This is a genomic window from Bacteroides propionicigenes (assembly GCF_018390535.1).
GTDB classification, from domain to species: Bacteria; Bacteroidota; Bacteroidia; order Bacteroidales; family Bacteroidaceae; genus Bacteroides; species Bacteroides propionicigenes.
In genome coordinates this window covers 59,370-83,895 of record NZ_JAHBBW010000016.1, presented here as the reverse complement: position 1 = coordinate 83,895, position 24,526 = coordinate 59,370, and the positions used below count along the sequence as shown (strand labels likewise).

General features: G+C 44.5%; 23 protein-coding genes and 1 pseudogene. 10 read left to right on the top strand and 14 right to left on the bottom strand.

All coding sequences use genetic code 11. The features are described from left to right. Nucleotides 1–120: 120 nt before the first annotated feature. Nucleotides 121–522: pseudogene (locus KG118_RS15925) on the top strand (alpha-L-fucosidase C-terminal domain-containing protein); the annotation flags it as partial. 41 nt (nt 523–563) lie between these two features. Here the strand turns inward: KG118_RS15925 and KG118_RS15920 are convergent. Together KG118_RS15920 and KG118_RS17540 are read right to left on the bottom strand one after the other, a co-directional pair. Further along, a complete protein-coding gene (locus tag KG118_RS15920) occupies nt 564–2,933 on the bottom strand; it encodes a glycoside hydrolase family 127 protein (protein ID WP_117710741.1) in 2,370 nt (789 codons plus the stop codon). Nucleotides 2,934–3,553: 620 nt separating this feature from the next. After that, nucleotides 3,554–3,787, bottom strand: a complete 234-nt coding sequence (locus KG118_RS17540) for a hypothetical protein (protein WP_233514853.1) — start codon at nt 3,785–3,787, stop codon at nt 3,554–3,556. A 77-nt stretch (nt 3,788–3,864) separates the two neighbouring features. Here KG118_RS17540 and KG118_RS17535 point away from each other — a divergent pair, with 77 nt between their 5' ends. Then, nucleotides 3,865–4,161, top strand: a complete 297-nt coding sequence (locus tag KG118_RS17535; RefSeq protein WP_233514854.1) for a hypothetical protein — start codon at nt 3,865–3,867, stop codon at nt 4,159–4,161. 181 nt (nt 4,162–4,342) lie between these two features. Here the strand turns inward: KG118_RS17535 and KG118_RS15910 are convergent, their stop codons facing one another. The 4 genes from KG118_RS15910 to KG118_RS15895 all read right to left on the bottom strand — a co-directional run bounded on the left by KG118_RS15910 (nt 4,343) and on the right by KG118_RS15895 (nt 6,977). Next, nucleotides 4,343–4,816: an arsenate reductase/protein-tyrosine-phosphatase family protein gene (locus tag KG118_RS15910; RefSeq protein WP_117710742.1), complete on the bottom strand. Its 474-nt coding sequence runs from the start codon at nt 4,814–4,816 to the stop codon at nt 4,343–4,345. Nucleotides 4,817–4,822: 6 nt separating this feature from the next. After that, on the bottom strand, nt 4,823–5,878 hold the full coding sequence (msrB, locus tag KG118_RS15905) for a peptide-methionine (R)-S-oxide reductase MsrB (RefSeq protein WP_117710958.1): 1,056 nt from the start codon (nt 5,876–5,878) through the stop codon (nt 4,823–4,825). Nucleotides 5,879–5,959: 81 nt separating this feature from the next. Further along, nucleotides 5,960–6,235: a putative quinol monooxygenase gene (locus KG118_RS15900; protein WP_117710743.1), complete on the bottom strand. Its 276-nt coding sequence runs from the start codon at nt 6,233–6,235 to the stop codon at nt 5,960–5,962. 379 nt (nt 6,236–6,614) lie between these two features. Beyond that, nucleotides 6,615–6,977 carry a winged helix-turn-helix transcriptional regulator gene (locus KG118_RS15895; protein ID WP_117710745.1) on the bottom strand — a complete coding sequence of 121 codons (363 nt, stop codon included), beginning with the start codon at nt 6,975–6,977 and terminating at the stop codon, nt 6,615–6,617. 165 nt (nt 6,978–7,142) lie between these two features. Here KG118_RS15895 and KG118_RS15890 point away from each other — a divergent pair, with 165 nt between their 5' ends. Next, entirely contained in the window at nt 7,143–7,673 is a 531-nt protein-coding gene (locus tag KG118_RS15890) for a DJ-1/PfpI family protein (RefSeq protein WP_117710959.1), read from the top strand. Between the two features lie 22 nt (nt 7,674–7,695). On the opposite strand, the gene KG118_RS15885 is transcribed toward KG118_RS15890, so the two are convergent. Together KG118_RS15885 and KG118_RS15880 are read right to left on the bottom strand one after the other, a co-directional pair. After that, nucleotides 7,696–8,403 (bottom strand): TIGR02757 family protein, encoded by a 708-nt coding sequence (locus KG118_RS15885; protein WP_117710746.1) that lies wholly within the window; start codon nt 8,401–8,403, stop codon nt 7,696–7,698. 23 nt (nt 8,404–8,426) lie between these two features. After that, nucleotides 8,427–9,290 carry an urea transporter gene (locus KG118_RS15880; RefSeq protein ID WP_117710747.1) on the bottom strand — a complete coding sequence of 288 codons (864 nt, stop codon included), beginning with the start codon at nt 9,288–9,290 and terminating at the stop codon, nt 8,427–8,429. A 223-nt stretch (nt 9,291–9,513) separates the two neighbouring features. Here KG118_RS15880 and KG118_RS15875 point away from each other — a divergent pair, with 223 nt between their 5' ends. Further along, on the top strand, nt 9,514–9,777 hold the full coding sequence (locus KG118_RS15875; protein ID WP_117710748.1) for a GNAT family N-acetyltransferase: 264 nt from the start codon (nt 9,514–9,516) through the stop codon (nt 9,775–9,777). A 2-nt stretch (nt 9,778–9,779) separates the two neighbouring features. Here KG118_RS15875 and KG118_RS15870 read toward each other — a convergent pair whose 3' ends face one another. Together KG118_RS15870 and KG118_RS15865 are read right to left on the bottom strand one after the other, a co-directional pair. Beyond that, entirely contained in the window at nt 9,780–10,640 is an 861-nt protein-coding gene (locus tag KG118_RS15870) for a DUF6845 domain-containing protein (protein WP_187120007.1), read from the bottom strand. A 125-nt stretch (nt 10,641–10,765) separates the two neighbouring features. Beyond that, a complete protein-coding gene (locus tag KG118_RS15865; protein ID WP_117710750.1) occupies nt 10,766–11,809 on the bottom strand; it encodes an N-acetylmuramoyl-L-alanine amidase family protein in 1,044 nt (347 codons plus the stop codon). Nucleotides 11,810–11,948: 139 nt separating this feature from the next. On the opposite strand from KG118_RS15865, the gene KG118_RS15860 reads away from it, so the two are divergent. Further along, a complete protein-coding gene (locus KG118_RS15860; RefSeq protein WP_117710751.1) occupies nt 11,949–13,229 on the top strand; it encodes an O-acetylhomoserine aminocarboxypropyltransferase/cysteine synthase family protein in 1,281 nt (426 codons plus the stop codon). Between the two features lie 60 nt (nt 13,230–13,289). Here the strand turns inward: KG118_RS15860 and KG118_RS15855 are convergent, their stop codons facing one another. Beyond that, nucleotides 13,290–15,791 carry a family 20 glycosylhydrolase gene (locus tag KG118_RS15855; RefSeq protein ID WP_213388568.1) on the bottom strand — a complete coding sequence of 834 codons (2,502 nt, stop codon included), beginning with the start codon at nt 15,789–15,791 and terminating at the stop codon, nt 13,290–13,292. A gap of 175 nt (nt 15,792–15,966) precedes the next feature. Here KG118_RS15855 and KG118_RS15850 point away from each other — a divergent pair, with 175 nt between their 5' ends. From KG118_RS15850 to KG118_RS15830, 5 genes are all read left to right on the top strand, one after another. After that, nucleotides 15,967–18,255 carry an NADP-dependent malic enzyme gene (locus tag KG118_RS15850; protein ID WP_117710753.1) on the top strand — a complete coding sequence of 763 codons (2,289 nt, stop codon included), beginning with the start codon at nt 15,967–15,969 and terminating at the stop codon, nt 18,253–18,255. Beyond that, a complete protein-coding gene (locus tag KG118_RS15845; protein ID WP_117710754.1) occupies nt 18,252–18,425 on the top strand; it encodes a hypothetical protein in 174 nt (57 codons plus the stop codon). Before KG118_RS15850 ends, KG118_RS15845 begins: the two co-directional genes overlap by 4 nt. A 190-nt stretch (nt 18,426–18,615) precedes the next feature. Next, nucleotides 18,616–19,953, top strand: a complete 1,338-nt coding sequence (locus KG118_RS15840) for an NADP-specific glutamate dehydrogenase (protein ID WP_117710755.1) — start codon at nt 18,616–18,618, stop codon at nt 19,951–19,953. Between the two features lie 126 nt (nt 19,954–20,079). After that, nucleotides 20,080–21,048 (top strand): alpha/beta hydrolase, encoded by a 969-nt coding sequence (locus KG118_RS15835; RefSeq protein WP_117710756.1) that lies wholly within the window; start codon nt 20,080–20,082, stop codon nt 21,046–21,048. A 28-nt stretch (nt 21,049–21,076) separates the two neighbouring features. After that, nucleotides 21,077–22,261 (top strand): GTP-binding protein, encoded by a 1,185-nt coding sequence (locus KG118_RS15830; protein ID WP_117710757.1) that lies wholly within the window; start codon nt 21,077–21,079, stop codon nt 22,259–22,261. 119 nt (nt 22,262–22,380) lie between these two features. Here KG118_RS15830 and nadD read toward each other — a convergent pair whose 3' ends face one another. The 3 genes from nadD to KG118_RS15815 all read right to left on the bottom strand — a co-directional run bounded on the left by nadD (nt 22,381) and on the right by KG118_RS15815 (nt 24,476). Then, nucleotides 22,381–22,944 (bottom strand): nicotinate (nicotinamide) nucleotide adenylyltransferase, encoded by a 564-nt coding sequence (gene nadD, locus KG118_RS15825; RefSeq protein ID WP_117710758.1) that lies wholly within the window; start codon nt 22,942–22,944, stop codon nt 22,381–22,383. Between the two features lie 15 nt (nt 22,945–22,959). Further along, nucleotides 22,960–23,523 (bottom strand): guanylate kinase, encoded by a 564-nt coding sequence (gene gmk, locus KG118_RS15820; RefSeq protein WP_117710759.1) that lies wholly within the window; start codon nt 23,521–23,523, stop codon nt 22,960–22,962. 74 nt (nt 23,524–23,597) lie between these two features. Further along, nucleotides 23,598–24,476 (bottom strand): YicC/YloC family endoribonuclease, encoded by an 879-nt coding sequence (locus tag KG118_RS15815; RefSeq protein ID WP_117710760.1) that lies wholly within the window; start codon nt 24,474–24,476, stop codon nt 23,598–23,600. Between the last annotated feature and the right edge of the window lie 50 nt (nt 24,477–24,526).

The following is a 24,526-nucleotide window of genomic DNA, read 5'->3' as shown; positions in this document are numbered from 1 at the left end:
GGCAAGGGGATATTGTGGGCAGAAGTGGGTATTTCAGCCTCAATTTATCTGCTAATTCAGTGATGAGAGGACGTTTAGACGCAAGAAGGACGCTGAAGAGCTTAGTTGCGGATTTGAGGATTAAATGAATTCGGCAATTGGATGAATATTAATAAAGAAGCTATCTTTGACACACGACCATGGAAAATATTTGGTGAAGGACCAATAGCTGAAGCTGATATTAAGATTAATGCACAAGGCTTCAATGAAGGAGCGTATAGCAAGGCTACAGCACAAGAAATCCGTTTCACCCAAACTAAAAAAGACCTATTTGCTACGGTTTTGGCTTGGCCGGCAGAAAATCAAATACTTATCAAATCATTATCCAGCAAGAGTAAACTGTTCCCTGATAAGATTAGAAGAGTGGAATTATTGGGATATGGTAAAGTTTCATTTACACGTACGGAGAAGGGCTTAGTTATAAATATGCCTGATAAACAGGTCAACAAAATAGCTCCGGTCTTTAAAATAAAAGCACTATAAAATATTTTATAGTGCCTATTAACAGTAGCTAGGATATTCCACTATTTGATGAGCCTTACCTCATATATCTCGCCTATTTGTTTATTTGGTTTTGCCACAAACTTGACACGCACTTGTTTCTTACCTTGCAGATACGTAGCCGGGATATCATAGGTTTCTGACTTGAATTCTGATATGCGATACTTGCCTGTATTATTAATAGAGCGAAGAAGCACGTCGTCGATATAAATATCGAACTCATGGCTCTTCCATTCACCCACGCCCCAATACTTGAGTCGCAGTTTAAGGTCGGTCAGACCGTCGGTTTGCATGAGGTAGCTGAAGTAATGTCCGTTACGAGCATCCCGATAGAAGACATTGTTTGTATTACCCGTGTACGACTCGTCAGTCTCCATCTTATGATCGGTTTCCGGTTGCTGTTCACCCGGCTGTACTTTGTCAACAGTACTTGCTTCGAGCGCCTGACGTTCCTGTTCCTGTTGGGCAATGTTATCAATGTACTGCTTATAGCTTCCTTCGGTAAGAGCGAGCCAGTACATCATATAACGAGAATCGTGAATCTCGAAAAACGGTTGTAATTCCCCTTCAATTCCATTTACCATACGGGTACCGAGTGTGAAGTGCAACGGTTTGCCGGGCACAGGAGTAAGTTGCGACGGAATGGCGGCAATATCATTATTTATAAGAATCGGCGCTTTGTCAATGGGCAACTTCGGACCGCCTGCATACTGTCCGAAGCGGCTGTCGTCGGCTATGAGTGAGGTCATGGACTCTGTGCCGGTTTTCATACCGAGAAGGATAGGACCATACATGAAAGCAATATACTGCGGTTCGTTGGGCAGATAGCGCAAAGATGAATGCATCGGAAAGTTAACGCTTACCACATCTCCTTTCTTCCATTTACGGTTGATGCTGACGTAAGATGACGGACCTGTTATGATGTCAACGGGCTGTCCGTTCACGCTAACCTTGAACTCTCCCGGACGTACCCATCCCGGATAGCGTACCATGAGGCTGAACACACCTTTGCCTTCTGCAATAGTGATTGTGCTGTTTTCGGAATAAGGAAAAGCAGTCTCCTGACGTAACGTGATACCGCGTTCTTTCCAGTCGAGTCGTGAAGCTGCATAGAGATTCACAAAGAGGGCATCGCCCGCATGGGTATAGATGAATTGCCCATACTTGCCATGATTCTCCATGCCGGTACCAACGCAGCACCACATAGCCTCGTTAGGGGCGGAGTAGTTGCGATAATGGCGAGGACGCGCAGGGGTGAAATACACATAACCTCCGTGTTCAGGATGCTGGGTAGAGAGTATGTGGTTGTATGTGGCAAGTTCGTAGTAGTCTGCATACCTTGCCTCCGGGTTACGGCGATGGAGATATTCCGTAAGTTTCAACATATTATTGGTGTTACAACTCTCGGGACCGTCAATATCATTGATGAAATCCATACAAGCATCCTTGGCAGGGAAATGCTCCCGACGGCTGTTTCCCCCGAAAGCAAGACTACGCTCACCGGTCACAATGTCCCAGAAGAATGAACTTGCCACATGATAGTCTTCATTACCCGACAATTCTGATATACGTTCAAAGCCGATAACTTTAGGCACCTGAGTATTGGCATGCATATTGTCAAGACAATCTTGCCGCTGAGACATCGGAACGAGTAACCGTTTGTGCGAGAAACGTTTTGCGCAGTCAAGGTATTTTTGTTCTTGAGTAATGGCATACGCATCGGCAAGTACCTCGTTCATACCGCCATGTTCATTGCCAAGCATCTGTTCCATCTGTTCGTCCGACAAATGCGATGTGATATTAACTGCCCAATCGCAGAACTGCAAAAAAAGGATCTTGGCCTGCTCGTTGCCACAATACAGCCACGCATCACGCAAACCGGCGTACATCTTGTGCAGATTATAGAATGGCGCCCACGAACCGCTATACACGCGGAAGTCGCCGTTTCTAAAGTTATTCCAAATATTTTGACTATTAGGCATTCCACCCATATAACCAATACCCCATTCAGGATGGTTTTTACGGTTGGCCTCGGCACATTCGGCTATTTCGCTGATGATATACTCCATGCGCTTACGACATTCGTCGTTGCCCGTAGCCGCATTAATGGCCATGGCGGTAAGATAATGTCCGCCCACATGACCATCCAAACCGTCCCAGTTGGGATAACACTTCGCCTTGGGCTCCAACCCTGCCTCCTTGCGATAAGGAGCCAACAGGCGGTCGCAGTCATATTTTAGCAATGTCCCGATATTCAAGTCGCGGGCATGCTTCAGCGGTCCTTCGAGAAGGGTTACTTGTGAAAGCGGAAACTCATTGGAATACAGTTTGTCTTGTGCATTTACCCCTGTGGTTGCACATACTAATAGTAAGGTAGCAAATAGTTTTTTCATGTTACAAAAAATGTGTTCAATAAATTGTCGTGTCGTCCATCAAGTCACAAAGCTACAATAAATTTGGGACAGGACAAAATAAATGTGTAAAGAAAAATCTTCTATAAAATCCCATGCGGACCAAAATGAAACTGAGCCGAAACAAGATTCAGGAGAGTAAAAAGAAGGAGTATCAGAAATAAACCATGAGGCTATCATATACCATAAGACCGTACAGCACCTGATGGGTGAGATGTGCCACTTCTTCAGTATCATGAAGGCTTTGGACAAACATATAGAGTATCACAAAAGAATAAAACCCAAATTAAAAGAAAAGAGCCGGATACAATACCAAACTCTTTCAATGAAGGGATAATGTGTAGATACTAATTGAAAAGTGCGCCACCATAGGATAAGTACTTACCATCCAGCCCAAGTATGACAGTTCCAAACACCGCCCTCACCTATTCACACAAGAGATTAAGGATGAGATAGGATTTTACCTGAAGAAGAATACCGTTAAGATAGCTACGGGGCTTCGCAAACAGCGCATATTGAAGAAGCATATCCACCAGTTTCTGTTATCCCAAGGATATGCCATCAGCTATGCCACAGTATGCAGTTATATAAAAAATATAGAATCATACAAAGAGAAGAAAAAGGGCGAAGCCTTTATTCGGTTGTTCCATGAACCGGGATGCATTGCCAAGTTTGACTGGGGTGAAGTCCTTCTTTTTATTGACGGTGTCAAGACCAAGTTTTATCTGGCCGTATTTACTTTCGGGCATAGCAATGGCAGATACGCCTATCTTTTCAGACATCAGAATACGCTTGCCTTCATGGAATCCCACCGTAACTTCTTCAGGGATATACATGATGTCTCAGCCATGATGATCTGCATGTAGCCGTCAAGAGCTTTGTCGGTGGTGACAAGAAGCCTACAGAAGCCCTGATGAAGATGTCCGGTTTCTATTGTTCTGGGTATCGTTTCTGTAATATACGGATCGGATGGGAGAAAGGGCACGTGGAATATGTCAGAAGGAAAGCTTTCTGCCTGACGGAACATTTCAGTGATATACGTTCTGCGCAGGAACATTTGAGCCGGATATGTATGCAGGTCAACAACGAGCAAGGCAGTCTTTCAACAGCGGAGAAATCATCACGTTTGGAAGCTGATTTGTCATTGCTGAAGCCTCTTCCCGGTAACCTGAACTGTTTTAAGGTCTATGAATACATTGTGGATAAGTAGTCGACTATTAGCATGAAAAATGTTCATTATTCCGTCCCCGATTCCCTTGTAGGGGAAAAAGTACATGTCAAGGTTTATAGTGAAAAAAATCATCATCCTGTACGGGAAGGAGAAATAGAATATTAAGTTCATCAAATAGCACAATAACCAAATTGGCTTTTCAGTCTATTATAAAAATTCTCTACTCGCAACGACAATAAGTATTTGCACCGCATGTACAACGAGGTAACAATTGTTCACTCAATTCATCACGATAGAATTCATACAGTTGCCTATACATCACTTCATAAAGGGTGGCAATTTGTTCTTCATGGCCACTCCTATTTTGAGAATGATTCTCAAAGGGATTCTCAAAGTTAAAATGCACATATCGCTTGGCAATCAAAGTGATAAAATTCAATTCTTCCTCAGCTTCTTTACATAAAGTGACAACATAATCCCATGACCGATGTGTATACATCCCAACACCCGAGGGCTTCTTACGGGATATGCTATATCCATTTTGTTCCATCACATTACATACGGCATCGGGAACACCATTTCCCTCCATAACTCCTGCCGTAAAAATATTCATTCCCCTGCCAAATGCATACAGGAACTCTTGCGCAATACGACTGCGGCAAGCATCTTCATTACTTATTAATAGTATATCCATTGATTGTTATTTTACTAATTCCAAATATTCACCGTATCCTTCTGACAACATCCGGTCTTTAGGAATAAAGCGCAATGAAGCACTGTTGATGCAATAACGTAATCCTCCCTTATCAGCAGGACCATCTGTAAAAACATGTCCTAAATGGGCGTCACCTGTTTTACTGCGAATTTCCGTACGTACCATTCCGTGGGTAGTATCCACTTTTTCCTGAATGCGCCAGCTGTCAATCGGTTTGGAAAAACTGGGCCATCCGCAACCAGAATCAAACTTATCAGTAGAAACAAACAGGGGTTCACCCGTAGTAATATCTACATAAATACCGGGACTGTGTTCATCCCAATAGGCATTACGGAAAGGCGGTTCGGTGGCATTTTTCTGAGTAACGGCATACTGTTCCGCAGTAAGCTGCGAACGCAAAGCCGCATCATCCGGTTTACTGTAAGCCGCTACCTTTTTTTTCATCTTCGCCTTACGTGCCAAGTCAAATAATGCAGGATTAATATGGCAATAGCCACCCGGATTTTTACCCAAATAGTCTTGATGATAATCTTCTGCCGGATAGAAACTCTTCAACTCCTCAATCTCCACTTCCAACGGACGAGTATAATTAGCCGCCAGACGGTTAACGGTTTCACGGATAACAGGCAGGTCTGCGGTATCTATATAATAGATGCCTGTGCGGTATTGAGTACCCCGATCATTGCCCTGACGATTCAGACTGGTAGGATCAATCGTCTTAAAATAAAGGTCAATAAGGAAAGGCAAGTCTACCTTATCGGGATTATACTGTACTTTTACAGTTTCGACAAAGTCCGTAGTACCTGTGCAAACCTGTTGATAAGTAGGATTGGCAATATTCCCGTTTGCATACCCCACTTGGGTAACTTCCACCCCTTCTATTTGTTTCAGAAAATGTTCGGTTCCCCAAAAACATCCCCCTGCCAGATAAATCTCTTTCACCGGATTCATATCAATTCTCCTTTCTGCCTGCTTAGCCGGTTTACCGATGCAAGACAGGCAACTTATTAGCATTACAAAAATAAAAAATATTTGTTTCATACCATTTGTCATATAAGTAATAAAACAAAAAAGTCAACACAATGGTTGACTTTTTCAAATTATATGTCTACAAAAACATTATCAGAAACTGAGCTTCTCCAATTTCATAGAGGCAAGATTTTGTATCTTGGGAACTAATGTTACAAAATGCGTAGCCTTCTCATGTACAGCCAGCGACTCCTCATCTTTCCATGTTTCGCAAATCATAAGGACATCTTCACGAGTTGCACTTTCAAAAATATCATAAGCAATGCAACCATTATCTTTCAGAGAGCAAGCTACCAATTCTTTTGCAGCTTCCATTACAGCAGCACGGTTATCCGCACTCACTTGAATAAAAACATTCAATCTAATCATACTTATATCAATTTTAAGTGTACCGCAAATTTAAAAAGAATAAATAAGAAGTCCGTTAAGATTCTGTGTAATTATTCCTCATGTGTGATACTCAATTCCACAACTTTCCATATTTTTACGTACTGTATTAGTAGTAACAGCGTGCAATTATTACATTATAAATCAATCATATAATCTATTTCATCATTCTTTGGCATCCTCTTTGTCCTATGATAAGTGTTAGAAACAATAACCCCAACAGAGTTGCCACAAGCTATCATGCTGGCATTGGCAAAAGATTACGAAGGAACTTCCGTAAAAGAAGCCTATGTAAAGGAAAAAGAAAGAATTCCGGTTCGTGATGAATCGGAATTCTTGTATATTATAATATGTACAGTTCTTATGATTCCACTTCTTCCCGTACTCCCCGCCGTTCCATAATATCTGCCATATGCTCCAATGCCCAACCGACCAACGATTCGATATGCGGCATCAAGCTATATCCCGTTTCCGTAAGAGAATACTCCACACGCGGGGGAACTTCTGCATACACTTTCCTGATAATCAAGCCGTCCGTTTCCAACGAACGTAGCGTAACCGTAAGCATACGTTGTGAAATGTCACCGATTGTTTTCTGAATGTCACAAAAACGCATTGTACCATTCGCTTTTAATGTAACCATGATAAGCATTGTCCACTTATCTCCCAACTTACTCAAAACGTCCCGTATCGGACAACGACCTATATGATGAAAGTTTTTCATTTTTTAACTTTTACTAATTGGTTGAACTCCAGCAATGGTTACATTCTTGTAACTATCTAACATTCAAGTGCCTTCTTGTCTACAAGCAACAAGAATCCTAACTTTGCAATACAAAAGTAATAAACTTACTGAGAATAACTATTGTTTCACTTAATAATTATGATTATGGCAAAAAAAGTTGCAGTTTTAGCAGTAAATCCGGTAAACGGATGTGGTCTATTCCAGTATTTGGAGGCCTTTTTTGAGAATGGCATTTCTTATAAAGTATTTGCGGTAGCAGAAAACAAGGAAATCAGGACCAACTCCGGTATAGCCCTGATAACCGATGATGTAGTCGCTAATCTGAAAGGACATGAAGATGAATACGACGCGCTTGTGTTCGCTTGCGGTGACGCCGTTCCCGTATTTCAACAGAATGCCGACAAACCGTACAATATTACCATGCTGGAAACCATCAAGACATTCGGTGAGAAAGACAAAATTATGATTGGGCACTGTGCCGCCGCCATGATATTTGATTTTACAGGTATCACTAAAGGCAAGAAAGTAGCCGTTCATCCGTTGGCGAAGCCCGCTATCCAAAATGGGGAAGCAACCGACAACTCTTCCGAAGTAGACGGAAACTTCTATACTGCCCAGGATGAAAACAATATCCGGACAATGATAGAGAAAGTTGTAGCTACCTTAAAATCATAAGCAATACGCAAAATACTTTATCTTATAACACTCCATTCACTCCGCTACCGAACAATGCGAAATCACCCAAACAAGGATCCTCCGGAAAGACCTCCGCCAAAGCGGCTGTTATGTTCCGTGCATTCTTTAACGAGAATGTTTCCGTATCTGTAAGCCCTAAAAGATAGGCTACCCGACAAACATGAGTATCTAAAGGAATCAACAAATCTCGACAGTCAAAACTTCCCCAAATACCGAAGTCCACTTCCGATTCTTTCCGTATCATCCAGCGCAGAAACATATTCAGTTTCTTTTGCGGACTTCGGGCGGAAACTTCCAAAAATGCACATAATCTTTCCATTGGTGTACCCGAATAGACCAGCAAGGCATCTTCCAAACTATCAAACTGCGAATAGGCAGCATATAATCGAGAGAAATAAGTATAAAAATCCGCATGGGAAAGCATACGGTAAAAGCTACTGCTATCTGTCGGCTGAAAATCCGCTTTCCATTGGCAGGACAATACATACTCATAAGGTGAAATTCCCATTAAACGATGTAATTCATCTGATTTCTTCAATATCTGCTTACGATTTCCAAAACTCATTATAGCTGTAAGTAAGCCGCTAATCTCAATATCCTGTTTCCGCGCATATCTATGTGGAAATTGAACAGGATCACCTTGTATAAAGGCGACACAATGGTATTCTTTTGCCCATGCCAAGAGTTGTAATCGGATTCCCTCAGTCATATTTTAATAAGATTCCTCTATTTTTAGTTTCTATATCCACTCTTTTTATCCAACTTCTGCAATCCCGACACAATCCAGACAGCAACTACAAAAGGTGCAGTGAGAGTTGTTATCCCCCACTCCATACCACCTATCTGAAATAAGACGGACAGTAATACAGCCACTACAGCCCACACACCGCCTCTCCACGTTTTATCTCCCAAAGCAATGGCACACAACACTCCGTTATACCCCATCAATCCGGCATTCAAAGCGGCATAATCCATTCCCAATAACAGAGCGAACGGAATGGGAAGCAATGCCCCCAGTATAGTATAAAAACCATTGATACGGGAGTTAACCATGATACCCAGCAAAAAGAACAATCCAGACAATACTGTATTTCCCTGGAACATAACCTGACCGATATTCAAACAAAAAGCTTGTAAAAAAGAAAGCGTCTGAACCGCCACAGCATCTCCGGAAGGCAATAGCAAAGATGGTGTCATCCAACTGCAAACTGCCAACAATATCCATACAGAAACAATAAAGGGAGCGGTGAATCCCGATACCAGCCGTTGCAAACTAAAAAGACGAGCTATCCAAGCAGACAAGCAAGAGCCTACGACCAACAATAATAAGGAAACTACAGTGACCGGCATAAATACCCCAATCGCTATTCCCACCAAAGTACCATTAAACCCGTAAAGTCCGTTCCGTATATCTTCACGATTGTAACCTGAAAAATAAGCCGCCAATGTACTTACAACATTACCTGCAATCGCCAGCAATGCCATTTGCCAAGAATTCAGAAAAAGTCCGGCTAACATTAACAACCCTGACAGTGCATTATTCTGAAACATCACCTGCCCTATTCCACGCCCTAAAATAAGTAAAGCTGCTTTCATATACTTCTCAAAAGCTATTTATACAATGTAATCCCGGCACAAAAGTACGCATATTTTATCTTCGCAGGCAAACTAAGAAATGATTATTAACGAACCCGCAATTGTATTTTGCTTTAGCTACCATTTTTTTTAAGGTAAATGCCGTAAGATTGCAAATTAGTATTTGTAACTTTGCATACAATACAATTATCTCTCTAACGATAGTCAGATAAAGAAAAAGAATATGGAATACATCATCAACCACAATCCTGAACGTCACCGGTTCATTACCGAAGTGGAGAATCATACCGCCTATGTAGAATATCACCTCCATGACGGAAGTTTGGACATCCTTCATACAATCGTTCCCCCGCCTATTGAGGGCAGGGGAATTGCTTCAGCTCTTGTAAAAAAAACCTATGAATACGCTGTGGAACAAGGATTAACCCCCAAAGCCACTTGTTCATATGCAGTGAAGTGGTTAGAAAGGCATCCGGAAATAAAATAGCCTTAGTTCAGGCTTAGTCCATACTCACCCAATGCGGCCATCTCGTCTGCCGTATAACTTCCCCGGGCTTTTATATGCTGTACTTCTTTTATGAATGCCTCAGCATTAGCCAGAAAGTCCCGGAAAGTCTTCATCTCTTGAGGATGCCCCTTCACCATCGGCAAGCGCTTGGCAATGTCCAACTGGATAACCAGTTTCATTATCTTCATATCCAGACGAGCCATGTCGGGAGCTGGCTTGCGCATACACTGTCGCAGAATGCTCTGCATCGTGACAGACATCCTGTTCATGGCAAGTATTTGCTCCTTCATCGGATTATCATTCAGCAATATTTTCTGCGCCCCTTCGGTAAAAGGTGACAATATGTCAAGAATATTCTCTTTATATTCAGCCATCTCAACGCTCAGCCGATAGTTAACAGGCAATAGCTTATCAGCGGCAGTCTTATCCTTTACTTTCAAGAACGAGAGATACTGATTAAAACCGGTATAAAATTGCTTTCTTGCCTGAAATAACTGCATAAAATTCTGTTTCAGATTGCGCTGAGTCTCTTCATTAAAATACGTACCGGGATTGACTGCCAACGCCGAGTCCTTCTGAGAGAAAACCGGAGAGACAACAGTTGTCAACATCGGTGCATTCCCGCCTTGTTCCATATATCCCAGTACGGAATTCACATCTTTCTCCACTACCAAATTCTTCAATAAGGCGAGTGAAGTAGTATAGTAGTTCATCACTTGATTAGCCTGCTCCACCTCCGTAGCAGAATATTTTTCAGAAAATTCCTTCCGGACGCCGCTGCCGCAAGCAGCCAACATAAGGGTAATCGCAAATACTCCCACAAACATTAAATTCTTTCTCATAAGGTTTCCTTTCATTATTTAATATGCACGTACGCTTTTAATCATTGATTTTGCAAACCATTATGTGGAACAAACAATGAAAGAGATAGGTTCCGGCATATCGTTTAAAATTCAAGAAAAAGATTCTACTTCGCCCGCTTATAGTCCGCGATAAAACCTTCCATCATCCATTTTGCCAAAGCTTGGCGGTTAGAGCTGATGACAAAACGACGTTGATCGAAAGAATTCTGTATATTGCCCAATTCCACAAAAAGGGAAGCCGGTGCAGCTTTCAGCAATACATAAAGGTTGCGTGAACTGACAGTCCCTTCAAATCCGCGGTTCGGCTGATGTTTGTCGTATTTCGACTCGAATGTTTCTTTCATGGTAACAGCCAGTTTTTTCCCTAACACACTTTTCGGAGCGTGATAAAAGAATACATCCGTCTGCGCACTCTTGCTGCGGCTGTCCACATGCAAAAATATAGCCCGGCAATATTTATAAATTTTGCGGTCTTTCCGATAAAGCTCATTGATTTTTGCACAACGCTGCTGCAGACGAGCTACCTGATTCAACGGAATGGCATCTCCCATACAAGTTTCCCTCTTGCTGTTGGCCAGGTAGCGGTCATCGCGAATCCCGTCTTTGGCATCCTGAATGATGATACGTACTTCCGCCCCTTCCTGCATCAAGTTACGAGCAAGGCGCAAGGCAACATCATAGGCATACTCATCTTCATGCAATTCCACCTTTCCTATTTTCCCGATAGCTCCCGGGTCGGGACCTCCATGTCCGCTGACGACATAGAAACACGCCCCTTGCAAGCGGTTAGAGGTCACTTTCACATCAGCAAGTTTTTTCCCGAACAGACGTTCCCGGACCGTTTCTTTTTTATTAGTGGCAGATTTGGACGAAACTGTGGCAGAAGTCCCTTTCCTCAATGGGGGTAACACATATTTCACTCCCAACCGCAATTCCTCTTTTCCACGCAGACGCTTCTCATTCAACTTCATAAACTCATTATAGTACGCTTTTCCCGGACGCTTGTTCCGTTCTAAAAAAGCAGAGATACCCTCACCCGATTTGGGTGTGGCATATTCTCCCTGAGCCGAGACATCAAAAACAAGAAAAGTGCAAAAGAGGATAGCCAGCAAGCAAAATATACGTTTCATATTCCCGTTATTCATCATTTATTCATATCGGCTGCAAATTTTCAGCCGCTAAATTATAGCATTTTACTATTCACGCGTACAAATTTATATTTTTTTCCCTACTTTTGCGACAACTTACGCGTTTTAAAGAAAAGAAACTCTAAAAACAGATAGCATTATGGCAAAGCAATTCAAACCGGAGACACTGTGCGTACAAGCTGGGTGGACTCCTAAAAAGGGCGAACCTCGTGTACTCCCCATTTATCAAAGTACAACTTTCAAATATGACACCAGCGAACAAATGGCGCGTCTGTTCGACCTCGAAGACAGCGGGTACTTCTACACCCGTCTGCAGAACCCTACGAACGATGCAGTTGCCGCCAAAATAGCCGCCCTTGAAGGCGGTGTAGCCGCTATGCTTACCTCAAGCGGACAAGCTGCTAATTTCTATGCTATCTTCAATATCTGCCAGGCAGGCGACCATTTCGTATGCTCATCCACTATCTATGGAGGAACGTTCAATCTGTTTGGCGTAACAATGAAAAAACTGGGTGTCGATGTAACTTTTGTCAATCCGGATGCGCCTGAAGAGGAAATTTCCGCTGCTTTCCGTCCGAATACCAAAGCATTGTTCGGTGAAACAATCTCCAACCCTACGCTGGAGGTTCTCGATATTGAAAAATTTGCCCGAATTGCCCATAAGCATGGCGTACCCTTGATTGTAGACAATACTTTCCCCACTCCTATCAACTGCCGCCCGTTTGAATGGGGAGCCGATATAGTAGTTCACTCCACTACCAAATACATGGACGGACACGCCACCAGTGTAGGCGGCGCAATTGTAGACAGCGGTAATTTTGACTGGGATGCACATGCCGATAAATTCCCCGGACTCTGTACTCCGGATGAATCGTATCATGGGTTGACTTATACAAAAGCTTTCGGCAAACTGGCTTATATCACTAAAGCTACCGCACAGTTGATGCGTGACCTCGGCAGCATCCAGTCTCCACAGAATGCATTCTTATTGAACCTTGGCCTGGAAACTCTGCACTTACGTATGCCGCAACATTGCGGAAACGCCCAAAAAGTCGCCGAATATCTTTCCAAAAATGATAAAGTGGCATGGGTGAACTATTGCGGTCTGCCCGACAATAAGTACTACGAATTAGCACAAAAATATATGCCCAACGGTTCGTGCGGCGTTATCTCCTTCGGACTGAAAGGCGGTCGCGAGGTATCTATCAAATTCATGGATTCGTTAAAGTTAGCGGCTATCGTAACCCATGTTGCCGATGCACGTACTTGCGTGCTTCATCCCGCCAGCCATACACATCGTCAGCTTTCTGACGAACAACTGTTGGAAGCCGGTATCCGTCCGGACCTTATCCGTTTCTCGGTAGGTATTGAAAATGCGGATGATATCATCGCAGATATAGAACAAGCGCTGAATGCGTAATCAAATAAGTTTTTCACCACAGTGGTATTCCTTTTCCACTGTGGTGAAAATTATAATATATCATTCCGTTCTCAACGTTATCGGTAAACTTTCCTTACCCTGATAAAACGTCTTGGCTTTAACAACCGAAGCATCACACTCCACCGGCGCTTCCCATAAAGCGGATTGTACGGTTGGTTCAGAACCATCCATCGTATAGCGTATCTCAGCCCCGTGAATGGCTGTATTGGCATAAAGTTTACCGTCTTTCACTTGCAGTCCCGGATGCGGCAAGCGGAAGTTGATGCCATTCTTTGCCCAATAAGGCATTTCCATATCACTGATTTTTTCATAATACAATGCCAACGCCTTGTCGAAAGCCTGTCGCTCCTGTACTCCTCGCAGTTTTTCCCATGCCGGACAAGCATTCCAACCGCGTTCTGCCAATCCCATGATTTTCGGGAAAAGAAGATATTCCACGCCGTTGAAACTGCGGATAGTCTCGGCAAATAATTGACCCTGTACACCCAAAATATTCTTTTTCCCCTCTGCTGTCAGGGCTGTTTTTCCTTTTTCCACTTTTTCCAAATCAACAGGATTTCCCGCCCCGTCCGTACGCAATGAACGATAGATGCTGTAAGGAAGCATGGAGAAAGATATAGATTCGTCCACATATCCTCCCCAGTCCAGTCCACGTTCGTCAGGATGCCCGTTGTAAGCCATATCCATATAGAAATTTCCCACGTTGCAAAGGATTACCGGATAGCCGTTATTAGCAATCTGATAAACCACCTCATCATATCCGGGAACCGTGTTCCAGCAATACACGCCTGCCGCCTGACTCCGCAATTGCCGGTGTGCTTCTTCAGTATGCCCCAAAGCAACTTCCTGCCAACCGCTGAATTTCAGACCGTTTCTCTGCATAATACCCGCCATCTGCGTAATGAAATACTCCGCCAAATCATGCGGCTTCATCATCCCTTTTTCTTTCATCAACACCCGGCATTTAGGAGATCCCTGCCATACACCGCGTGCCACTTCATCACCGCCAAGGTGCACCGTAGTGAGTGCTGCACCGGCTTCTTTATACATAGCCGCAAGTTCCCGAATAACTTTCTCCATAAAATGGTAAGACGAAGGCAGGGCGACATTTATCACATTATCCGTGTAGTACTGAACGGATGCATAACGGGAAGTATCCTCCGGCTCACTCAACAGATATTCGACAGCCTTTTCCACATCCGTTTCCTTATACTTATTATAACGCGCCTTCATGGAAACAATAGCGGCACGGGCGTGTCCGGGTGATTCTATTTCCGGTATGACGCGAATATGCCTTTCGGCAGCATAACGTAGCAAACCTATGAAATCCTCGCGGGAGTAATATCCGTTGCCAACGGTTGCGGCATCAGGATCATATCCTCCATCGTAGCATGGAAACAGACACCGGCTTTCGTCAGTAGTATGTCCGCGACGACTTCCCACGGCAGTAAGTTCCTTCAAACCGGGAATTTCCAAACGCCATGCTTCATCATCTGCAAAATGGAAATGCAGCACATTCAATTTATAAGAAGCAAAAATATCCACCAGTTTTTTAAGATTCTCCACTGTTGTGAAATTACGGGCAATATCTATCATCTGTCCGCGATACAAAAGGTCGGGATAGTCTTCCACAGACATGGCATTCAATTGATAAGGCGCCGTTTTATTTTTCAGCATTGCCAGCAAAGTTTGCGTGCCGTTGAAAATTCCATGCGGAGTGGCAGCGCTAATCTTGATTCGGCCACTGCCTATAACCATATTATAATACTCATCGTTCACAGCCTGCACCTTGTCGGACAAGGGTTCCAAAGCAATAATAACAGGGGCTTTACCATCTACTTCCAAATTGTACAAATCGTGCAACTTTTCTTTCAATAACCTTGCCTCATCCGCATATTCATCGGAATAAGTCAAAGCGACTTTACCGTCCAGTACAACATAGCCTTCGGCAGATACCACCTTCTTTACCGACGGCAGTATATCCGATTGCTCCAAGACCGGAACATTTTTCAAACGAAGATTCGATTCATAGATGTTAGTAGCGTCCGGATAGCCGGGAAGCGACTCTGGCGAGGACAATGGAAGTGCATTCAGTGCAATGGGAAGCGGCTTCCCTTCTTTACCGTCCACGGTAGCCACCCAATAAACACCCTCAGGCGCATGCGAATTCCTATCTAATTTATAAGAACACAAGAAAGAAATACGCATGGAATCACCCGGAGCCAACGGTTTAAAACTATCCGTAGGATACATTTTAAAGAAGTTTCCGTTCACTGCTTCCACTTTAACGGCGGGATTTTCTTCTTGCTTCACATAGCGGGGGAGCTGTGAATAATAGATTGTCCAATCTTTGGAGAGAGGTGAACCGGAAATGTTTGTAAGGACAAAGGAGTTCTCGTAATATCCGGGTTCAATGTTACTCGCACCCATCTCCCAAGTCAAGGAAACCGGTGCTTCAAGTTTGTCACTCGTTCCGCATCCTGCCCAAAACGGCACTGTGCAAAACAATAATCCTACAAGAGGACGTCTTAAAATTTTCATAAAACACTTGTGTTAAGTTAGTAAATTGGGGGTAATACTTAAATATACTGCCAAAAATAAGCATTTTTAGTTTATTTACTGATAAATCTAATAGAAATTATCAGTCGCAAGCTACAATTTAGAACTTTTATCTCTAAATTTGCGACCAAATTATAACCATTTTAACTAATCTATTATGGCTAAGATAACCAAAGAAGCCGCCTTGCTCTATCATTCGCAAGGCAAACCGGGAAAAATAGAGGTAGTGCCAACCAAGCCCTACAGTACGCAAACCGATCTTTCACTCGCTTATTCTCCGGGCGTGGCAGAACCGTGTCTTGAAATTGAGAAAAACCCGCAGGACGCATACAAATATACAGCAAAAGGTAATTTGGTAGCTGTCATCTCCAATGGAACCGCTGTCCTCGGTTTGGGCGATATAGGCGCAATGGCAGGTAAGCCCGTAATGGAAGGTAAAGGTCTGCTTTTCAAAATCTATGGCGGCATCGACGTATTCGATATTGAAGTGAATGAAAAAGATCCCGATAAATTTATCGAGGCAGTAAAAGCTATCGCCCCCACTTTCGGCGGTATCAATCTGGAAGACATCAAAGCTCCCGAATGTTTTGAAATAGAACGCCGCCTGAAAGAAGAGCTCGACATTCCCGTAATGCACGATGATCAACATGGTACAGCCATCATCTCCAGCGCCGGATTGCTGAACGCTCTGGAAGTGGCAGGCAAGAAGATAGAAGATGTGAAGATTGTAGTAAACGGCGCCGGTGCGGCAGCCATCTCCTGCACCAAACTTTATGAAGCGTTGGGAGCTACTCACGAAAATATCATCATGCTCGACTCCAAAGGTGTCATCACCAGCGACCGCCCAGGACTGAACGAAACCAAAAGATACTTTGCTACCGACCGCCGCGATGTCCATACACTGGAAGAAGCCGTACGGGGTGCGGATGTATTCCTCGGCCTTTCCAAAGGTAACGTCCTGACACAAGACATGGTACGTAGCATGGCAGCGCATCCTATCGTATTTGCCCTTGCCAATCCCGTACCGGAAATTTCTTATGAGGACGCCATGGAAGCCCGTCCTGATGTACTTATGTCAACCGGACGTTCGGACTATCCGAACCAGATAAACAATGTAATAGGCTTTCCCTACATCTTCCGCGGTGCTTTGGACGTAGCCGCCACCGCTATCAATGAGGAGATGAAGCTGGCAGCCGTCCGTGCCATTGCAGCACTTGCCAAACAGCCCGTGCCCGATGTAGTGAACGAAGTATACCACGTCAACAATTTCACTTTCGGCCCTGATTACTTCATTCCGAAACCCGTTGACCCGCGTCTGATAACCGAAGTCTCCATGGCAGTAGCCAAAGCAGCCATGGAAAGCGGTGTAGCCCGCAAGCAAATCACCGACTGGGAAGGTTATCGCCAGCACCTGAAAGAGTTGATGGGACAAGAAAGCAAACTTACCCGCCAGCTCTACGACACCGCCCGCCGCAACCCGCAGCGCGTAGTCTTTGCCGAAGGTATTCACCCCAATATGCTGAAAGCCGCTGTTGAGGCCAAAGCCGAAGGCATCTGCCATCCTATTATATTGGGCAATGACGAAGCTATCGAGAAGTTGGCAAAACAGCTCGACCTCAGCCTCGAAGGCATCGAAATCGTAAACCTGCGTCACCCCGATGAAGCAGAACGTCGCGAGCGCTACGCACGTATTCTTTCTGAAAAACGCGCCCGCGAAGGTGTGACTTACGAAGAAGCCAATGACAAGATGTTCGAACGCAACTACTTCGGTATGATGATGGTGGAAACCGGTGAAGCTGACGCTTTCATCACCGGACTGTACACCAAATACAGCAATACCATCAAAGTTGCCAAAGAAGTTATCGGCATCCGTCCGGAGTACAAGCATTTCGGCACGATGCACATCCTCAACTCCAAAAAAGGCACATATTTCCTTGCCGATACACTTATCAACCGCCATCCCAATGCGGAAACGCTGATTGATATCGCAAAGCTGTCGGAACACACCGTACGCTTCTTCAACCACACGCCGGTCATGGCAATGTTGAGCTACTCCAATTTTGGTGCAGATAAGGAAGGAAGTCCGGTAAGCGTGCACACAGCCGTAGAATATATGCAGCAAAACTACCCGGAACTTGCCATAGACGGTGAAATGCAGGTGAACTTTGCCATGAACCGTGAATTGCGCGATGCCAAATATCCGTTTACCCGCCTGAAAGGAAAGGATGTAAACACACTGGTATTCCCGAACTTGAGTTCAGCTAATTCCGCCTACAAACTGCTTCAGGCCATGGATATGGATGCCGAACTTATCGGCCCGATACAAATGGGATTGAACAAGCCTATCCACTTCACTGATTTTGAAAGTTCTGTACGCGATATAGTAAACATCACCGCTGTGGCAGTTATTGATGCCATTGTCGATAAAAAGAAAGCCGGTAAATGAAAAGACGATTATCCAAATTCCAAATAGTTTGCATTACGCTTCTTTGGGCGGCACTTTGTTACATAGTACTAACATCTGCCGAACGAATTGACGGTCCAATCATCCTGACCCTTGTCATTTCGGCGGCATTAGTATTCATTCCCGTAATAAAAGCGCTTAAAAGAGGATAAATAATATCTTTTTATTCCTTTTTGCGGGATAAAACAACATTTTTGTTGTTTTATCCCGCATTTTCTTTATAAATTGTTTGTTTGTATCATTTTTATGTTTACTTTTGCAACCGCAAACAAGAAAAAAGTGATAAGGTGACAATTACCACTTTATAATACGAATATGTAACCAAATAAAAGAATATAGATTATGAATGCAGCTAAGGTATTAGAAGATTTGAAAAGACGGTTCCCCAACGAACCGGAGTATCATCAGGCAGTAGAAGAAGTTCTCTCTACTATTGAAGAAGAGTACAACAAACATCCGGAGTTTGACAAAGCCAATCTGATTGAACGTCTTTGCATCCCCGATCGCGTTTACCAATTCCGTGTTACTTGGGTGGATGATAAGGGTAACGTGCAGACCAACATGGGTTACCGTGTACAACACAACAACGCCATCGGCCCGTACAAAGGCGGTATCCGTTTCCACGCTTCCGTAAACCTCTCCATCTTGAAATTCCTCGCTTTCGAACAGACTTTCAAAAACTCACTGACCACTCTGCCTATGGGTGGCGGTAAAGGTGGTTCGGACTTCTCTCCGCGCGGCAAGTCAAATGCGGAAGTGATGCGTTTCGTTCAAGCCTTCATGCTGGAACTGTGGCGTCACATCGGTCCTGAAACTGACGTTCCTGCGGGTGACATCGGTGTAGGCGGCCGCGAAGTAGGTTTCATGTTCGGTATGTACAAGAAACTGACTCACGAATTTACCGGAACATTCACAGGAAAAGGCCGCGAATTCGGCGGTTCGCTGATTCGTCCCGAAGCTACAGGTTACGGTAACATATACTTCCTGCTGGAAATGCTGAAAACCAAAGGCACTGACCTCAAAGGCAAGACTTGTTTGATTTCCGGTTCGGGCAACGTAGCTCAATACACTGCCGAAAAAGTACTGGAAATGGGCGGTAAAGTGTTAACCATGTCCGACTCTGACGGTTATATATATGACCCCGCAGGTATCGACCGTGAAAAACTGGACTACATCATGGAACTGAAAAACCTCTATCGTGGACGTATCCGCGAATATGCAGAGCAATATCCGGGTGTCAAATACGTAGAAGGCGCACGTCCCTGGGGTGAAAAAGCTGATATTGCCTTGCCATCTGCCACTCAGAATGAAATTAACGGTGACGACGCCAAGAAACTCATCGCCAACGGTGTGATGGCAGTATCCGAAGGTGCAAATATGCCTTCTACTCCCGAAGCAATCAAAGTATTCCAAGAAGCTAAGATTCTGTATGCTCCGGGCAAGGCAGCCAATGCCGGCGGTGTATCAGTATCAGGGCTTGAAATGACTCAGAACTCCATCAAACTGGGTTGGAGTTCCGAAGAAGTGGACGAGAAGCTGAAAAGCATCATGAAGAATATCCATGCCGCTTGTGTACAGTACGGTACGGAAGAAAACGGTTACGTGAACTACGTGAAAGGCGCCAACGTTGCCGGATTCATGAAGGTAGCCAAGGCCATGATGGCACAAGGTATCCTGTAAGAACAGACAGCCATAGTATAATAAAAAATAGAGGTGGAAAGCTACAATGTTTTCCGCCTCTATTTTTTTATTTAATAATATTGTCTACATTTACTCCCTGTTAAAGAGATTTCAAAAACAAATCATATGAAACATTTGCTCTTACTCTTATTCAGCCTGGCCCTGTTTGCCAATCCTCACTGCCAGGCACAGCCTCTCACATCCGAGGAACATCCCGTTACATTGAATACTGCCAACGGAAATATCAAAGGTAAACTTCTGTTGCCTGCCAATGCAAAAACCTGTCCCGTAGTGCTGCTAATTGCCGGTTCCGGCCCCACCGACATGGACGGAAATAACCCCATGATGAAAAATAATTCACTGAAATTCCTTGCGGAAGGACTGGTACAGGAAGGTATCGCTTCCCTCCGTTTCGACAAGCGCGGTATAGCCGGCAGTGCCTCAGCCGGTCAAGAAGAGTCCCTGTTACGCTTCGAGGATTATGTAAACGACGTTACGGGCTGGATAGACTTTCTTGCCAAAGACAAGCGTTTCACCGGCATAACAGTGGCAGGACACAGTGAAGGTTCACTTATCGGAATGCTTGCCTGCACAAACCGGCCAAAAGTGAAGAGTTTTATTTCCATCGCAGGTGCAGGCAGTCCCGCATATGAAATCATAGAAAAACAACTCATTACCCAAATGACGCCGGAATCCATACAAAAAGAAGTGGCAGGCATCAACCGGTCTTTGAGGAACGGAAAAGAAGTAGCGCAAATCCCTCCTTATCTGCAAACCCTGTTCCGCCCTTCCGTGCAGCCCTACCTCATTTCGTGGTACAAATATAATCCTCAGACCGTTATCGCCTCCCTAAAAATGCCCGTACTGATTCTCCAAGGTAAAAACGACATTCAAGTACAGGAAGAGGACGCAACGCTGCTAAAGAAAGCATCTTCCCAAGCTGAGTTAAAGTTGGTAGACAAGATGAACCATGTATTGAAAGACTGTGAGAGCATCAACCCCCAACAACAAATGGCTGTGTACAATAACCCGTCATTACCCGTCAATGACACATTGCTGAATACAATCGTGCAGTTCATTAAGAGAAACAAGTAAACAAATAAGATAGAGATTCAAAACCAATATGACAACAAAAGAGATTCCCGTACTGCTCCTTACCGGTTATCTGGGCAGCGGTAAAACAACTTTAGTGAACCACATTCTTTCTAACAAACAAGGTATCAAGTTCGCCGTTATCGTCAATGACATAGGCGAGGTAAACATTGATGCGGACCTCATTCAAAAGGGCGGTGTCGTCGGCAAAAAAGACGAAAGTCTCGTTGCGCTTCAAAACGGCTGCATCTGTTGTACGCTGAAAATGGACTTGATAGAACAAATAGGAGAAATCATGCGGATGGAACGTTTCGATTATATTGTTATCGAAGCCAGCGGTATCTGCGAACCTGAGCCTATCGCACAGACCATTTGCTCCATCCCCCGCATGGGAGGTATGTATACCAAGTATGGCATTTGCCGTCTGGACTGCATCACCACCGTAGTGGATGCCTTGCGCCTGCAAAGCGAATTTTCCTGCGGTAACGACCTTACCCGGAAAGGAATTGATGAGGAGGATATCGAGAACCTTATCATCCAACAGATTGAGTTCTGCAACATAATCCTTCTGAACAAGGCAGCGGAAGTATCACCCGAAGAGCTGCAACGTATCAAGCAAATTATACACACCTTGCAGCCCGGCGCCGAAATCATCGAATGCAATTATGCGGATGTAAACTTGGAAAAAATTATCCATACAAGAATGTTCGATTTTGAACGTGCAGCCACATCGGCCGGATGGATTCGCGGAATAGAAAAACAAGCCACCGAAGAAGAGGAAAAAGAAGCACATGAACACCATCACGAAGAGCATGAACATCACCACCATCATGAAGAGGGTGAAGCAGAGGAATACGGCATCGGAACTTTTGTTTATTATCGCCGTCCGGCTTTCGACATTCACAAATTCGACCATTTCATCGCTACCAAATGGAGCCGGAATATCATTCGTGCCAAAGGTGTATGCTACTTCAGCCACAACCGCGATATGTCCTACCTCTTCGAACAGGCAGGTACGCAAAAGCAATTGACCGAAGCAGGCCTATGGTATGCCACAGCACCCGAAGAAGACTTAATCGAACTGATGCGCCAAGAACCCGGACTACTACGTGACTGGGACGAAAAGTACGGCGACCGTATGCAGAAAATCGTATTCATCGGCCAGCATATGGATAAGGAACAAATTATACGCGACCTTGACAAATGCCTGGAATAAGAATCGGAGCAAAGTCTAAAATTATTTTGTGCCACCTAGGTGGCACAACTTTGCCAACAAAGAGGCACAGTTGTGCCAACGGATAGGCAAGGTTGTGCCAACGAACAGGCAAAACAATACTATTCTTTGCGTTTCAACGCATCGTAAACAGCCGGATGCAGGAAATAGCGCACATCCCTGCCCTCCTCCATTGCCCGGCGGATAAAGGTAGAACTGATTTCGAAGGTAGGCGAAGAGGCCAGTTTTACATTTTGAGGTAAAGTATCCTTGTCTACCGCATAACCCGGACGGGGATAGACAAGAACAGGATTTTCTGCAAGAATGCGCTCCGACTGATACCAGCGCGGAAAAAGCAACCAGTTATCAGAACCTACAATGAGGTGGAAAGTATCTTGCGGATAAGCCTGCTTCAGTTTATCAAGCGTATGAACGGTATAGGACGGACGCGGCAAATGGAACTCAAAGTCGGAAGCACGGAATTTGGGATAACCCGCAATGGCAAGTTGCACCAGCCTCAAACGTAATTCATCGTTCATCAGCAATGTTTCCTCTTTCAGCGGATTATGCGGAGTTACCATGAACCATACCTCGTCCAGCCCTTCGTATTCACAAAGATAGTTGGCAAGGGCCAGATGCCCGATGTGCACCGGATTGAATGAGCCGCTGAAGATACCTATGTCCACTTGGCTAATTGAGAATTAAGAATTGAGGAATCGGGTGATTACTTTCAGGGCTTCCGCCTTGGCCGTCTCCAAATCATCGTTGATAATTACCGTATCGAACTTCGGAGCAAAGCCAAGTTCATATTCGGCTTTTGCCACACGGCTCTCAATGACTTCGGGAGCATCCGTGCCACGCCCCACCAAACGCTTGCGCAGTTCTTCCACGGAAGGCGGCTGGATGAAAACAGACAAGGCACGCTCACCGTAGAACTTCTTGATGTTGCAACCGCCTACCACATCTACGTCAAACACTACATTCTGTCCCGCAGCCAATTGCTTTTCCACCTGTTCTTTCAGCGTCCCGTAAAAACGGTCTTGATAGACTTCTTCATATTCCAAAAACTCATCATTGGCTATACGGCTCCGGAACTCGTCGGGAGTAAGGAAAAAGTATTCCACGCCGTTCTGTTCAGTACCGCGCGGCGGGCGGCTGGTTGCGGAGATAGAAAAAGCCAAGTTCAGGTTCTGCGCCAACAGATAGTTGATAATCGTGGACTTGCCCGAACCGGAGGGGGCGGAAAATATAATCAGTTTACCCATTGATGGTATTTACTATTTGACGATTTACAATTTACTATTTAATACTCTGCCGTGTGGCATTCGGAGTCTGCTCCTTACATCACATTCAGGACTTGTTCCTTTATTTGTTCCAGTTCATCCTTCATCTGCACTACAATCTTCTGCATCTCGGCATGGTTGGACTTACTGCCTAAAGTATTGATTTCACGCCCCATTTCCTGCGCAATGAATCCCAGCTTCTTGCCCTGTCCGCTACCGCTCTCGAGCGTACTGATGAAGTATTTCAGATGATTGGAAAGCCGTTGTTTCTCTTCGTTGACGTCCAGTTTCTCGATATAGTAGATAAGTTCCTGTTCAAGGCGGTTCTTATCGTAATCTACGCTCAACGTTTTTTCAAGGGCATCGGTAATGCGGTCTTTGACCTTGCCTACCCGTTCCTGCTCGTACGGTGCAACCGATTCGAGCAACCGGGCGATATTCGCAATTTTCTCACGGAACTTCTTCTCCAACGCAGCGCCTTCCTGCTTGCGGAAGTCTGTCAGATGATTGATTGCCTCTTCTACCGCTGCATGAACCACCGCCCATTCTTCGTCGCTCAGTTCCTGAGTTTCATTCTTAGTCATCACATCCGGCATACGCAGCAGCGTGGCAAACCAATCGGCAGGTTCGGGAATACCGGCCGTCGCTGAAATTTCCTTAATCCGTTTATAGTAAGCCTCCACCAATTCCTGATTGATAGGAGTAGCCAGTTGTTCTGCATCTTTCTTCTCAATCCAAAGGCTGAAATCGACCTTGCCACGCTCCAGCATCTTGGATATTTCATTGCGGATTTCCATTTCCTTCTCCCTGTAAAGCGGAGCAATACGGGCAGACAAATCCATTGCTTTACTGTTGAGCGACTTAATCTCAACATTGATTTTCTTATCGGACAACTCGGCAGTCGCTTTGCCGTAGCCCGTCATAGATTGTATCATAATGTTATAGTTTTGCGCAAAATTACACGATTATTTTAATTAGTGAAAAT

Bases quoted from the DNA above. Each gene is read 5' to 3' on its own strand.
- KG118_RS15920 (WP_117710741.1), bottom strand. From the start codon at position 2,933: ATGAAAAAACTATTTGCTACCTTACTATTAGTATGTGCAACCACAGGG.
- KG118_RS17540 (WP_233514853.1), bottom strand. From the start codon at position 3,787: ATGTATATCCCTGAAGAAGTTACGGTGGGATTCCATGAAGGCAAGCGT.
- KG118_RS17535 (WP_233514854.1), top strand. From the start codon at position 3,865: ATGAAGATGTCCGGTTTCTATTGTTCTGGGTATCGTTTCTGTAATATA.
- KG118_RS15910 (WP_117710742.1), bottom strand. From the start codon at position 4,816: ATGGATATACTATTAATAAGTAATGAAGATGCTTGCCGCAGTCGTATT.
- msrB (WP_117710958.1), bottom strand. From the start codon at position 5,878: ATGAAACAAATATTTTTTATTTTTGTAATGCTAATAAGTTGCCTGTCT.
- KG118_RS15900 (WP_117710743.1), bottom strand. From the start codon at position 6,235: ATGATTAGATTGAATGTTTTTATTCAAGTGAGTGCGGATAACCGTGCT.
- KG118_RS15895 (WP_117710745.1), bottom strand. From the start codon at position 6,977: ATGAAAAACTTTCATCATATAGGTCGTTGTCCGATACGGGACGTTTTG.
- KG118_RS15890 (WP_117710959.1), top strand. From the start codon at position 7,143: ATGGCAAAAAAAGTTGCAGTTTTAGCAGTAAATCCGGTAAACGGATGT.
- KG118_RS15885 (WP_117710746.1), bottom strand. From the start codon at position 8,403: ATGACTGAGGGAATCCGATTACAACTCTTGGCATGGGCAAAAGAATAC.
- KG118_RS15880 (WP_117710747.1), bottom strand. From the start codon at position 9,290: ATGAAAGCAGCTTTACTTATTTTAGGGCGTGGAATAGGGCAGGTGATG.
- KG118_RS15875 (WP_117710748.1), top strand. From the start codon at position 9,514: ATGGAATACATCATCAACCACAATCCTGAACGTCACCGGTTCATTACC.
- KG118_RS15870 (WP_187120007.1), bottom strand. From the start codon at position 10,640: ATGAGAAAGAATTTAATGTTTGTGGGAGTATTTGCGATTACCCTTATG.
- KG118_RS15865 (WP_117710750.1), bottom strand. From the start codon at position 11,809: ATGATGAATAACGGGAATATGAAACGTATATTTTGCTTGCTGGCTATC.
- KG118_RS15860 (WP_117710751.1), top strand. From the start codon at position 11,949: ATGGCAAAGCAATTCAAACCGGAGACACTGTGCGTACAAGCTGGGTGG.
- KG118_RS15855 (WP_213388568.1), bottom strand. From the start codon at position 15,791: ATGAAAATTTTAAGACGTCCTCTTGTAGGATTATTGTTTTGCACAGTG.
- KG118_RS15850 (WP_117710753.1), top strand. From the start codon at position 15,967: ATGGCTAAGATAACCAAAGAAGCCGCCTTGCTCTATCATTCGCAAGGC.
- KG118_RS15845 (WP_117710754.1), top strand. From the start codon at position 18,252: ATGAAAAGACGATTATCCAAATTCCAAATAGTTTGCATTACGCTTCTT.
- KG118_RS15840 (WP_117710755.1), top strand. From the start codon at position 18,616: ATGAATGCAGCTAAGGTATTAGAAGATTTGAAAAGACGGTTCCCCAAC.
- KG118_RS15835 (WP_117710756.1), top strand. From the start codon at position 20,080: ATGAAACATTTGCTCTTACTCTTATTCAGCCTGGCCCTGTTTGCCAAT.
- KG118_RS15830 (WP_117710757.1), top strand. From the start codon at position 21,077: ATGACAACAAAAGAGATTCCCGTACTGCTCCTTACCGGTTATCTGGGC.
- gmk (WP_117710759.1), bottom strand. From the start codon at position 23,523: ATGGGTAAACTGATTATATTTTCCGCCCCCTCCGGTTCGGGCAAGTCC.
- KG118_RS15815 (WP_117710760.1), bottom strand. From the start codon at position 24,476: ATGATACAATCTATGACGGGCTACGGCAAAGCGACTGCCGAGTTGTCC.